The 12,559-nt window shown below is 55.0% G+C and carries 11 protein-coding genes; 8 read left to right on the top strand and 3 right to left on the bottom strand.

Annotation, left to right across the window (positions count from 1 at the left end):
• The first annotated feature begins 1 nt into the window (after position 1).
• Together tatC and tatD are read left to right on the top strand one after the other, a co-directional pair.
• Positions 2–772, top strand: coding sequence for a Sec-independent protein translocase subunit TatC (tatC, locus tag ACOTYN_RS18410; protein ID WP_014885618.1), 771 nt, complete (start codon positions 2–4; stop codon positions 770–772).
• A gap of 41 nt (positions 773–813) precedes the next feature.
• On the top strand, positions 814–1,596 hold the full coding sequence (gene tatD / locus ACOTYN_RS18405) for a 3'-5' ssDNA/RNA exonuclease TatD (protein WP_050863003.1): 783 nt from the start codon (positions 814–816) through the stop codon (positions 1,594–1,596).
• Here tatD and rfaH read toward each other — a convergent pair.
• Positions 1,593–2,084, bottom strand: coding sequence for a transcription/translation regulatory transformer protein RfaH (gene rfaH / locus ACOTYN_RS18400; RefSeq protein ID WP_014885616.1), 492 nt, complete (start codon positions 2,082–2,084; stop codon positions 1,593–1,595). The genes tatD and rfaH overlap by 4 nt on opposite strands.
• A gap of 170 nt (positions 2,085–2,254) precedes the next feature.
• Here rfaH and ubiD point away from each other — a divergent pair, with 170 nt between their 5' ends.
• Together ubiD and fre are read left to right on the top strand one after the other, a co-directional pair.
• On the top strand, positions 2,255–3,760 hold the full coding sequence (gene ubiD / locus ACOTYN_RS18395; RefSeq protein WP_071922805.1) for a 4-hydroxy-3-polyprenylbenzoate decarboxylase: 1,506 nt from the start codon (positions 2,255–2,257) through the stop codon (positions 3,758–3,760).
• A gap of 30 nt (positions 3,761–3,790) precedes the next feature.
• Positions 3,791–4,492 carry an NAD(P)H-flavin reductase gene (fre, locus tag ACOTYN_RS18390; RefSeq protein ID WP_014885614.1) on the top strand — a complete coding sequence of 234 codons (702 nt, stop codon included), beginning with the start codon at positions 3,791–3,793 and terminating at the stop codon, positions 4,490–4,492.
• Positions 4,493–4,675: 183 nt separating this feature from the next.
• Here the strand turns inward: fre and fadA are convergent, their stop codons facing one another.
• Positions 4,676–5,839, bottom strand: a complete 1,164-nt coding sequence (fadA, locus tag ACOTYN_RS18385; protein ID WP_008501515.1) for an acetyl-CoA C-acyltransferase FadA — start codon at positions 5,837–5,839, stop codon at positions 4,676–4,678.
• Between the two features lie 9 nt (positions 5,840–5,848).
• Positions 5,849–8,038 (bottom strand): fatty acid oxidation complex subunit alpha FadB, encoded by a 2,190-nt coding sequence (gene fadB / locus ACOTYN_RS18380; RefSeq protein ID WP_332958451.1) that lies wholly within the window; start codon positions 8,036–8,038, stop codon positions 5,849–5,851.
• 190 nt (positions 8,039–8,228) lie between these two features.
• Between fadB and pepQ the strand changes: the two genes are divergently transcribed.
• From pepQ to hemG, 4 genes are read left to right on the top strand one after another with little or no spacing between them, the layout of a single operon-like run.
• A complete protein-coding gene (gene pepQ / locus ACOTYN_RS18375; protein ID WP_014885612.1) occupies positions 8,229–9,560 on the top strand; it encodes a Xaa-Pro dipeptidase in 1,332 nt (443 codons plus the stop codon).
• Positions 9,560–10,174 carry an IMPACT family protein gene (locus ACOTYN_RS18370; protein ID WP_014885611.1) on the top strand — a complete coding sequence of 205 codons (615 nt, stop codon included), beginning with the start codon at positions 9,560–9,562 and terminating at the stop codon, positions 10,172–10,174. Before pepQ ends, ACOTYN_RS18370 begins: the two co-directional genes overlap by 1 nt.
• Before the next feature lie 41 nt (positions 10,175–10,215).
• Positions 10,216–11,667 (top strand): Trk system potassium transporter TrkH, encoded by a 1,452-nt coding sequence (trkH, locus tag ACOTYN_RS18365; RefSeq protein ID WP_332958454.1) that lies wholly within the window; start codon positions 10,216–10,218, stop codon positions 11,665–11,667.
• Positions 11,668–11,677: 10 nt separating this feature from the next.
• Positions 11,678–12,223 (top strand): menaquinone-dependent protoporphyrinogen IX dehydrogenase, encoded by a 546-nt coding sequence (gene hemG / locus ACOTYN_RS18360; RefSeq protein ID WP_014885610.1) that lies wholly within the window; start codon positions 11,678–11,680, stop codon positions 12,221–12,223.
• The last annotated feature ends 336 nt before the right edge of the window (positions 12,224–12,559 follow it).

Genomic DNA, 12,559 nt, shown 5'->3' with positions numbered 1-12,559 from the left:
CATGGCAGTAGATGATACTCAACCGCTTATTACGCACCTTATTGAGCTGCGTAAGCGCCTGTTAAACTGCATTATTGCGGTTCTGGTGATATTCCTGTGCCTGGTCTATTTCGCCAACGATATCTATCAGGTGGTCTCTGCACCGCTGATTAAGCAGATGCCGCTGGGGGCAACGATGATTGCAACAGATGTTGCCTCACCGTTCTTTACCCCTATTAAGCTCACCTTTTGGGTGTCGTTGATTGCGTCTGCACCCGTCATCCTTTATCAGGTATGGGCGTTTGTGGCACCAGCGCTGTATAAACATGAACGTAAACTGGTGATCCCGCTGCTGGTCTCCAGCTCGTTGCTGTTCTATATCGGTATGGCGTTTGCCTACTTCGTTGTCTTCCCGCTGGCCTTTGGCTTCCTGACGCATACTGCGCCGGAAGGGGTGCAGGTGTCGACAGATATCGCCAGCTATCTCAGCTTCGTCATGGCGCTGTTTATGGCGTTTGGCGTGGCATTTGAAGTGCCGGTCGCCATTGTGCTGCTTTGCTGGGTTGGGGTAACGACCCCTGAAGACCTGCGTAAAAAGCGTCCGTATATCCTGGTAGGTGCATTTGTGGTCGGCATGCTGCTCACGCCGCCGGATGTTTTCTCGCAGACGTTACTGGCCATACCGATGTATTGCCTCTTTGAGGTTGGCGTATTCTTCTCGCGTTTCTACGTGGGTAAAGGACGCCGATCGGACGATGAAGACGATGCGTCTGAAAAGACCACTGAAGAGTAAAACCAGCCGCCCGTCAGGGCGGTTGTTATATGGGGATTCGCATGTTTGATATCGGACTCAACCTGACCAGCTCGCAGTTTGCAAAAGATCGCGATGACGTTGTTGCGCGTGCTTTTGACGCCGGCGTTAAAGGACTCCTGCTGACCGGAACTAACCTTCATGAGAGCGAGCAGGCGCAGCTTCTGGCGCAACGTTATGAACACTGCTGGTCAACCGCAGGCATCCACCCTCATGACAGTAGCCAGTGGACCGAGGAGAGCGCACAAATCCTTTACAGGCTGGCGAAAACCGCTGAGGTGGTGGCCATTGGCGAGTGTGGGCTCGATTTTAACCGCAACTTCTCCACGCCTGACGAACAGGAAAAGGCATTCACTGCCCAGCTTGCTCTGGCGGCAGAGCTTGAAATGCCCGTCTTTATGCATTGCCGCGACGCGCACGAACGTTTTCTCGCGCTTCTGGATCCCTGGCTGGATAAACTCCCCGGCGCGGTGCTGCACTGCTTCACCGGTTCAAGGCAGGAGGCGCAGGAGTGCCTGGCGCGCGGGCTGTTTCTCGGCATTACCGGCTGGGTTTGTGATGAGCGCCGCGGGCTTGAGCTACGCGAGCTGTTACCGTTGATTCCGGCCGACCGTTTGCTTATTGAGACCGATGCGCCTTATCTGCTGCCGAGAGATATGACGCCCAAACCGTCATCGCGGCGAAATGAGCCTGCATACCTGGGGCACATTGTTGGGCGCGTGGCGCGATGGCGTGGAGACGATCCGCACTGGCTTTCTGCGCAGACGGATGACAACGTGCGCCATCTCTTCAGGATCAGTTTTTAAACTTTACGGAAGTCGGTATTTTTGACGCTCTGCAACACCTGCTTGTTCAGCAGGTTGAGCAACAACATGGAGCGTGCTTCACCGTCCGGCTCGGCGAAAATTGCCTGCAGGCCTTCGAATGCACCTTCCGTAATGACGACGTTATCACCCGCGTAAGGGGTTTCCGGGTCGGTGATCCCTTCGGGCTGTTGATACACCGAAAGCTGATGAATGACCGTCGACGGAACGGTGGCCGGGTGGGCGCCAAAACGAACGAAGTGGCTGACGCCGCGCGTTGCGCTGATGGTGGTGGTGTGGATCACCTCAGGGTCGAACTCCACGAACAGGTAGTTCGGGAATAACGGCTCACTGACGGTTGTGCGCTTCCCGCGCTGCATTTTTTCAAGCGTGATCACGGGTGTCAGACAATTTACAGACTGACGTTCAAGATGTTCCTGCGCGCGCTGAAGTTGCCCGCGTTTGCAATACAGTAAATACCAGGCCTGCATAATCACTCTTTCCCTTAGTTCGGGGCGCAAGCATATCAAAACCCTGGAGGGATCGCTAAGTTGATTATAATGGGTGAGCCTGGAACAGAACGCATAAGTTCACGCTAATTTAACAAAATTACAGCATCAAGCAGGCTTACGCCGTATAATGAAGCGCTTACAGAGAGGCCATGACTAACTGCATGAAATACCACGATCTCCGCGACTTCCTGACGCTGCTGGAAAAGCAGGGCGAACTCAAACGCATTACACTTCCTGTTGATCCTTATCTGGAAATGACAGAAATTGCTGACCGCACCCTGCGTGCCAGTGGCCCCGCGTTACTCTTTGAAAATCCGAAAGGTTACTCCATGCCGGTGCTGTGCAACCTGTTTGGTACACCGCGTCGTGTCGCATTGGGGATGGGGCAGGAAGATGTTACCGCGTTGCGTGAAGTGGGTAAGCTGCTGGCATTTCTGAAAGAGCCAGAGCCACCGAAAGGCTTCCGCGATCTGTTCGACAAGCTGCCGCAGTTTAAGCAGGTGCTGAACATGCCAACCAAACGCCTGCGCGGTGCGCCGTGCCAGCAAAAAGTGCTGGAAGGCGATGCGGTTGATTTGACCAAAATTCCCATTATGCAGTGCTGGCCTGAAGATGCTGCGCCGCTGATCACCTGGGGTTTGACCGTCACGCGCGGTCCGCATAAAGAACGGCAAAATCTGGGTATTTACCGCCAGCAGTTGATTGGTAAGAATAAGCTCATCATGCGCTGGCTGTCGCATCGCGGCGGCGCGCTGGATTTCCAGGAGTGGTGCGCTGCGCATCCGGGTGAACGTTTCCCGGTCTCTGTCGCCTTAGGCGCTGACCCGGCCACTATTCTGGGAGCCGTCACACCCGTGCCGGATACGCTCTCTGAATATGCGTTTGCCGGCCTGCTGCGCGGGACAAAAACCGAAGTCGTGAAGTGTATTTCGAACGATCTCGAAGTTCCGGCCAGTGCGGAAATTGTGCTGGAAGGTTACCTTGAGCAGGGCGAACTGGCACCGGAAGGCCCTTACGGCGACCACACCGGTTATTACAACGAAGTGGATAACTTCCCGGTGTTTACCGTTACGCACATTACGCAGCGTGAAGATGCGATTTATCACTCTACCTACACCGGTCGTCCACCGGATGAACCCGCAGTACTGGGGGTGGCGCTGAATGAAGTGTTTGTGCCGATCCTGCAAAAGCAGTTCCCGGAAATCGTTGATTTTTACCTGCCCCCTGAAGGGTGCTCGTATCGCCTGGCGGTAGTGACGATGAAGAAGCAGTATCCCGGTCATGCGAAACGCGTGATGATGGGCGTCTGGTCTTTCCTGCGCCAGTTTATGTATACCAAATTTGTTATTGTCTGCGATGATGACGTTAACGCTCGCGACTGGAATGACGTCATTTGGGCGATTACCACGCGAATGGACCCGGCGCGCGATACGGTGTTAGTCGAGAACACGCCGATAGATTACCTGGACTTTGCCTCGCCGGTTTCCGGTCTTGGCTCAAAAATGGGACTGGATGCCACAAATAAATGGCCTGGCGAAACCGACCGTGAATGGGGTCGCCCGATCAAAAAAGATCCTGCCGTGACCGCGCGTATTGACGCGATCTGGGATGAACTGGCCATAATGAATAACGGTAAACCTGAAACAGGCCGTTAAGCCCTATAGACTTCACGACAGAGAGAGCGAATGACAACCTTAAGCTGTAAAGTGACCTCGGTAGATGCCATCACCGACACCGTATATCGCGTCCGTTTAGTGCCAGAAGCGGCATTCTCTTTCCGCGCTGGTCAGTACTTAATGGTAGTGATGGATGAGCGTGATAAGCGTCCTTTCTCTATGGCCTCTACGCCAGCAGAGAAAGAATTTATTGAGCTGCATATTGGTGCGTCTGAGCTTAACCTGTACGCGATGGCCGTTATGGACCGCATCCTGAAAGAACGTGAGATTGTGGTCGACATCCCTCATGGCGAAGCGTGGCTGCGCGATGACGAAGATCGTCCGCTGATCCTGATCGCTGGCGGTACGGGCTTCTCTTATGTGCGCTCTATTCTGTTGACCGCTCTGGCACGTAACCCGGACCGTGACATCACCATTTACTGGGGTGGCCGCGAAGAGAAGCATCTGTATGACCTGTCTGAGCTGGAAGCGCTGAGCGTAACCCATCCTAACCTGCGCATTGAGCCGGTGGTTGAGCAGCCGGAAGAGGGCTGGCGTGGGCGTAGCGGTACCGTGCTGACGGCGGTATTGCAGGATCACGGCACGCTGGCAGGACACGATATCTATATCGCAGGTCGTTTCGAGATGGCGAAAATCGCCCGGGACCTGTTCTGTAACGAACGTGACGCGCGTGAAGATCGCCTGTTTGGCGATGCGTTTGCCTTCATTTAAATAAAAAAACCCGCCCCTGACAGGCGGGAAGAACGGCAACTAAACTCTCTCTCTTCGCCAATGACGCCATAACTGCGTTGGCTGCGCTCGTTCACCCGAATCACTTACTTGAGTAAGCTCATCGGGATTCGCTCGCTTGCCGCCTTGTTCTGACGTCATTGGCTTTGAGATACTTTTCCTGATTTACACTCTCTCAAACACCGTCGCGATACCCTGACCCAACCCGATGCACATTGTTGCCAGTCCGAACTGGGCATCTTTGCGCTCCATCAGATTAATCAGCGTCGTGCTGATACGCGCCCCGGAGCAACCGAGTGGGTGGCCGAGGGCGATCGCGCCGCCGTTGAGGTTAATTTTCTCGTCGATCTGTTCCATCAGCCCCAGATCTTTAATGCACGGCAGGATCTGCGCGGCGAAGGCTTCGTTCATCTCGAACAGATCGATGTCGCTGGCGGTTAGTCCCGCTTTTTTCAGCGCCAGCTTCGAGGCCGGAACCGGGCCGTAACCCATGATTGAAGGATCGCAGCCTACGACAGCCATCGAACGTACCCGAGCGCGTGGGGTTAACCCCAGCTCACGGGCGCGGCTTTCGCTCATCACCAGCATCGCCGCTGCTCCGTCGGACAGCGCCGACGAGGTACCTGCCGTGACCGTACCGGTGACCGGATCAAATGCCGGACGCAACGTAGAAAGTGCTTCCACCGTTGTTTCCGGGCGGATCACTTCGTCGTAGCTGAACTGCTTCAGAACGCCGTCCGCATCGTGACCGCCGGTAGGGATGATCTCGTTTTTAAATGCGCCGGACTGCGTGGCAGCCCAGGCGCGGGCATGGGAACGTGCGGCAAACGCATCCTGCATTTCACGGCTGATGCCGTGCAGGCGGGAGAGCATCTCCGCGGTGAGACCCATCATTCCCGCAGCTTTTGCCACGTTACGGCTCATCCCCGGATGGAAATCGACGCCGTGGCTCATCGGGACGTGCCCCATATGCTCCACACCGCCGACCAGGCAGGCCTGAGCATCGCCGGTCATGATCATACGTGCCGCATCGTGCAGCGCCTGCATAGACGAACCGCACAGACGGTTAACGGTGACGGCCGGAACCGAATGCGGGATCTCCGCCAGCAGTGACGCATTACGCGCGATATTGAAGCCCTGCTCCAGGGTCTGCTGCACGCAGCCCCAGTAGATATCGTCGAGCGCGGCGGGGTCCAACGCCGGATTACGCGCCAGCAGGCTACGCATCAGGTGTGCGGAGAGGTCTTCCGCGCGCACGTTACGGAATGCGCCGCCTTTTGAACGGCCCATCGGGGTGCGAATCGCATCAACAATGACAACCTTTTCCATTGTGACTCCTTAAGCCGTTTTCAGCTCGCCAACCGGACGGGCTGGCTCAACTGCTGGGTAATAGGGTTCGTTATGGCGCGCTTTGTTGCGCAGCCCTTCAGGCACTTCATAGAGCGGGCCGAGGTGCTGATACTGCTGAGCCATATCGAGATAGCGGGCGCTGCCGATGGTGTCCAGCCAGCGGAATGCGCCGCCGTGGAACGGAGGGAAGCCCAGGCCGTATACCAGCGCCATATCCGCTTCGGCCGGGCTGGCGATAATGCCTTCTTCCAGACAACGCACCACTTCGTTGATCATCGGGATCATCATGCGGGCGATGATCTCATCGTCGGTGAAGTCACGTTTTGACTGGCATACGTCGGCCAGCAGGCCATCCACCGCCGCATCCTCTTCTTTCTTCGGTTTGCCTTTGCTGTCTTCTTTATAGCGCCAGAAGCCCAGGCCGTTTTTCTGACCGAAGCGGTTAGCGTCGAACAGGGCGTCAATCGCGTCGCGATAATCTTTCTGCATGCGCTGCGGGAAGCCTGCCGCCATCACCGCCTGGGCGTGATGGGCGGTATCAATACCGACCACGTCCAGCAGATACGCCGGGCCCATCGGCCAGCCGAACTGTTTTTCCATCACTTTGTCGATTTTGCGGAAGTCTGCCCCATCGCGCAGCAGCTGGCTGAAACCGGCGAAGTAAGGGAACAGTACGCGGTTGACGAAGAAGCCCGGGCAGTCGTTAACAACGATCGGCGTTTTGCCCATCTTGCTTGCCCACGCCACCACTTTGGCGATGGTTTCGTCAGAGGTTTTTTCCCCTCGGATCACTTCGACCAGTGGCATACGGTGTACCGGGTTGAAGAAGTGCATTCCGCAGAAGTTTTCCGGACGCTTCAGTACGCTCGCCAGTTCGCTAATCGGAATAGTCGATGTATTAGAGGCCAGTACGGTATCCGGACGAACTTTGTCTTCCGTTTCCGCCAGCACCGCTTTTTTGACTTTAGGGTTCTCTACGACCGCCTCAACGACCACGTCCACACGATCAAAACCGCTGTATTCCAGCACAGGCTGAATGGTGGAGATCACGCCAGCGAGCTTCAGCCCGTCAATTTTGCCGCGCTCCAGCTGTTTATTCAGCAGCTTGGCCGCTTCGGTCATGCCCAGCGTCAGGGATTTCTCGTTAATGTCTTTCATCACTACCGGCACGCCTTTCCAGGCTGACTGGTAGGCGATGCCGCCACCCATAATGCCCGCCCCGAGTACCGCCGCGTGTTTTGGGGTCTCAACGTTTTTGGTCAGCTGTTTAGCTTTGCCTTTCACGAACTGATCGTTCAGGAAGGTGCCAACCAGCGCGCGGGCTTCGTTGGTGTGCGCCAGCGGGACGAAGCTCTGATTTTCCAGTTTCAGGGCTTCGTCACGGCCCAGACGGGCGGCCGCTTCAATGGTTTTCACTGCCGTGATCGGCGCCGGGTAGTGTTTACCCGCCGTCTGCATCACCATGCCTTTGGCGATGGTGAAGCTCATGGTGGCTTCTATCTTGCTGAGTTTTAACGGCTCAAGCTTCGGCTGGCGTTTGGCTTTCCAGTCGAGATCGCCATTAATGGCCTGACGCAGAATAGCCAGAGCGCCTTCAACCAGTTTTTCTGGCTTAACCACGCCGTCCACCAGGCCGATTTTCTGCGCCTGTTCCGCGCCGACATCTTTACCGGCGGCGATGATCTCCAGCGCGCTGTCAGCACCCAGCATGCGCGGCATACGGACGGATCCGCCAAAGCCCGGCATGATCCCCAGTTTGGTTTCCGGCAGGCCGATACGCAGATCCGGCGTGGCCAGACGGTAGTCGGTTGCCAGCACGCATTCGCAGCCACCGCCTAATGCGTAACCATTAACGGCGGAAATAGTCGGAACAGGCAGGTCTTCCAGACGGTTAAAGACGCTGTTTGCAAAGTGCAGCCACTGGCTCAACTGTTCTTCAGGCACCTGGAACAGGGAAAGGAATTCGGTGATATCGGCACCGACAATAAAGGCTGCTTTGTTTGAGCGCAGCATCAGCCCTTTTAATTCAGTTTGCTTTTCAAGTACTTCCAACGCCTGGCCAAGACTGGCCACCGTCGCGGTATCAAGCTTGTTCACTGAGCTGGGGGCATCGAACACCAGTTCGGCAATGCCATCTTCCAGCCAGTTGAGGTACAGGGTGTCGCCTTTGTAGAGCATGTCAGTCTCCTGAATCCAGCAATTGGATCTGGTCATACCAGATGAAACGGAGTGTGGGATTTATGTTAATAAAATGCAAATTACTCATTAAGAAATTGCTGCATTGATCACGGTCGGTGGAAATCACGCAGCCGGAGTGAGGTGTGCTAAGATGCGATGACTTGAGGTCAAAAAAACGAAAGGAAGAATGATGGACTCACTGGCTTCGCTTTATAAAAATCATATCGTTACCCTACAGGAACGTACCCGCGATGTACTGGCCCGCTTCAAACTGGATGCCCTGCTTATCCATTCCGGCGAGCTGATAAACACATTTCTTGATGACCATGCCTATCCGTTCAAGGTTAACCCGCAGTTTAAAGCCTGGGTGCCTGTTACTCAGGTTCCTAACTGCTGGTTGCTGGTGGATGGCGTGAACAAGCCGAAACTGTGGTTCTACCTGCCGGTCGATTACTGGCACAACGTGGAACCGCTGCCGACCTCTTTCTGGACGGAAGAAATTGATGTGATTGCGCTGCCAAAAGCGGACGGCATTGGCAGCCAGCTACCTGCTGCACGCGGCAATATCGCCTATATTGGCCCGGTTCCGGAGCGTGCATTGGGTCTGGATATTCCCGCGGACAAACTCAACCCGAAAGGGGTGCTGGACTTCCTGCATTACTACCGCGCGTACAAAACCGATTACGAACTTTACTGCATGCGTGAAGCGCAAAAAACGGCGGTGAATGGCCATCGTGCCGCACACGAGGCGTTCCAGTCCGGCATGAGCGAATTCGATATCAACCAGGCGTACCTGACCGCGACCGGCCACCGTGATACCGACGTGCCATACAGCAATATTGTCGCGCTGAATGAGCATGCTTCTGTTCTTCACTACACCAAACTGGACCATCAGGTTCCGTCGGAAATGCGCAGCTTCCTGCTTGATGCCGGCGCTGAGTACAACGGTTATGCGGCTGACCTGACCCGTACCTGGGCGGCTAATGCTGACACCGATTTCGCGCAGCTGATTAAAGATGTGAACGATGAGCAACTGGCGCTTATTGGTACCATGAAAGCCGGTACCAGCTACGTGGATTATCACGTTCAGTTCCATCAGCGCATCGCGAAGCTGCTGCGTAAGCATCAGATTGTGAAAGACATGAGCGAAGAGGCAATGGTCGAGAACGATCTCACCGGGCCATTCATGCCGCACGGTATTGGTCACCCGCTGGGCCTGCAGGTTCACGACGTCGCTGGCTTTATGCAGGATGATACCGGTACGCATCTTGCGGCACCGTCTAAATATCCTTACCTGCGCTGCACCCGTATTCTTGAGCCTCGTATGGTGTTGACGATTGAACCGGGGATCTACTTTATTGAATCCCTGCTGGCGCCATGGCGTGAAGGTCAGTTCAGCAAACACTTCAACTGGGAAAAAATTGACGCACTGAAACCGTTTGGCGGTATTCGTATCGAAGATAACGTGGTGATTCACGAGAACGGTATCGAGAATATGACGCGAGACCTGAAGCTGGCCTGATGGAAAGCTGGCTGATACCGGCTGAACCGGTCACCTTTGTTGAGGAAATCAAGAAAAGCCGCTTTATTACGCTGCTGGCACACACCGACGGCGTTGAAGCGGCAAAGGCATTTGTTGAGTCTGTCCGGGCTGAGCATCCTGACGCACGTCACCACTGTGTGGCGTGGGTGGCAGGGCCCCCGGACGATTCGCAACAGCTTGGCTTTTCCGATGACGGTGAACCCGCGGGAACCGCCGGTAAACCCATGCTCTCGCAGCTGATGGGCAGCGGCGTGGGTGAAATTACCGCCGTGGTGGTGCGTTACTACGGCGGCATCTTGTTAGGCACGGGCGGGCTGGTGAAAGCCTATGGCGGTGGCGTTCAGCAGGCACTGAATATATTGACGACCACCCGCAAAACGCCGCTCACCGAATATACTCTATTGTGCGATTACGCCCAATTATCCGGCATCGAAGCGTTGCTGAAACAGTTTAATGGCGTTATCGCGCACAGTGACTTTCAGGCGATGGTGCAATTACGCGTGGCGCTTCCTCAGGCGGAGCTGGCTGCTTTTTCAGCAAAACTGGCAGATTTTAGTCGCGGTTCGTTGCAATTACTGCCGATTGAAGAATAATCCCCACCTCACTTTTTTGAATACCAAAGGAAGCGGCAGAGATGCATTTTCGTGCCATAACCCGAATCGTTGGACTGCTGGTCATACTTTTTTCCGGGACGATGATTCTCCCAGGACTGGTGGCGCTTATCTACCGGGACGGCGCGGGGCGGGCATTTACCCAGACCTTTTTTGTCGCATTGGCAATTGGCTCGCTGCTGTGGTGGCCGAATCGTCGTCAGAAAGGTGAGCTGAAATCCCGCGAAGGCTTTCTGATCGTGGTGCTGTTCTGGACGGTGCTGGGGAGCGTGGGTTCGCTGCCCTTTATCTTCTCCGAGCAACCTAACCTGAGCATCACGGATGCCTTTTTTGAATCGTTCTCGGGGTTAACGACCACCGGGGCGACGACGCTGGTGGGTCTGGATTCATTACCCCACGCCATCCTCTTTTATCGCCAGATGCTGCAGTGGTTCGGCGGTATGGGGATCATCGTCCTGGCGGTAGCTATTCTGCCCATTCTGGGCGTCGGTGGGATGCAGTTGTACAGGGCTGAAATGCCCGGGCCGCTGAAAGATAACAAGATGCGCCCGCGTATTGCCGAGACGGCGAAAACCCTGTGGCTGATTTATGTCCTGCTGACGGTGGCCTGTGCGCTGGCGCTCTGGTTTGCCGGGATGCCTGCTTTTGATGCCATCGGACATAGCTTTGCGACAATCGCTATCGGCGGGTTCTCCACCCACGATGCCAGCGTAGGCTACTTCGATAGCCCAACGATCAACACCATCATTGCGATTTTCCTGCTGATTTCTGGCTGTAACTATGGCCTGCACTTCTCTTTACTGAGCGGGCGAAGCCTGAAGGTGTACAGGCGCGACCCTGAGTTCCGCATGTTTATTGGTGTCCAGCTTACGCTGGTCGTCATCTGTACCCTGGTGCTGTGGTTCCATGATGTTTACAACTCCGCGCTGACGACCCTAAACCAGGCGTTCTTCCAGGTGGTATCAATGGCGACGACGGCCGGATTTACCACGGACAGTATTGCGCGCTGGCCGCTGTTCCTGCCGGTACTCCTGCTGTGCTCTGCGTTTATTGGTGGCTGCGCCGGGTCGACGGGCGGTGGCCTGAAGGTGATTCGTATTCTGCTGCTGTTCAAGCAGGGCAACCGTGAGCTGAAACGACTGGTCCACCCGAACGCGGTCTACAGCATTAAACTGGGGAACCGCGCGCTGCCGGAACGTATTCTCGAAGCCGTATGGGGCTTTTTCTCGGCGTATGCGCTGGTCTTTATCGTCAGTATGCTGGCGATCATCGCGACGGGGGTGGATGATTTCTCCGCCTTTGCGTCCGTCGTCGCAACATTGAATAACCTCGGGCCAGGCCTGGGGGTCGTGGCGGATAACTTTGCCAGTATGAACCCGGTCGCGAAATGGATCCTCATTGCCAATATGCTGTTTGGTCGTCTTGAGGTCTTTACGCTGCTGGTGCTCTTCACCCCAACATTCTGGCGCGAATAAGGAGCCGTTGATGAAAACACTGATTCTTTTCTCTACGCGAGACGGACAAACACGTGAGATTGCCGCGTATCTGGCGTCGGAATTAAAAGAACTGGGTATTTACTCGGATGTGGTGAACCTGAATCGCGCGGAGCAGATCACATGGCAGGAGTACGATCGCGTGGTGATTGGCGCCTCTATTCGTTACGGGCATTTCCATCCAGCGCTGGATCGTTTTGTGAAAAAGCACACGGCGGTGCTCAACAAATTGCCCGGCGCGTTTTACTCGGTCAATCTGGTTGCGCGTAAAGCCGAGAAGCGTACGCCGCAGACCAACAGCTATACGCGCAAGTTTTTACTCAGCTCACCGTGGCAGCCAGACCTGTGCGCGGTTTTTGCTGGTGCGCTGCGTTACCCTCGATATCGTTGGTATGACCGTTTCATGATCCGCCTGATTATGAAAATGACCGGTGGTGAAACCGATACCCGTAAAGAAGTGGTTTATACCGACTGGTCGCAGGTGGCCAGTTTTGCGCGGGAAATCGCACATTTAACGGACGATTCGCGACTTAAATAAGCGTTAAGTTTGAAAAGTGAGCGAACGAAAAGTTTTTTGTATTTTGTGCTTGTCACTGTGAAATAACTCCCTATAATGCGCCTCCACTGACACGGAACAACGGCACACACGCCGCCGGGTCAGCAGAGAAAAGCAAAATAAACGCTTGACTCTGAAGCGGGAAAGCGTAATATGCACACCCCGCGCCGCAGCGAAAACGAAGCGGCAACTGCTCTTTAACAATTTATCAGACAATCTGTGTGGGCACTCAAAGTGACATGGATTCTTAACGTCGCAAGACGAAAAATGAATACCAAGTCTCTGAGTGAACATACGTAATTCATTACGAAGTTTAAT

The organism is Enterobacter cloacae complex sp. IR5458, assembly GCF_049238025.1.
Classification (GTDB): Bacteria; Pseudomonadota; Gammaproteobacteria; order Enterobacterales; family Enterobacteriaceae; genus Enterobacter; species Enterobacter kobei.
Note: the sequence above shows the minus strand (reverse complement) of the source record. Positions and strands in the feature narration are given on the sequence as shown.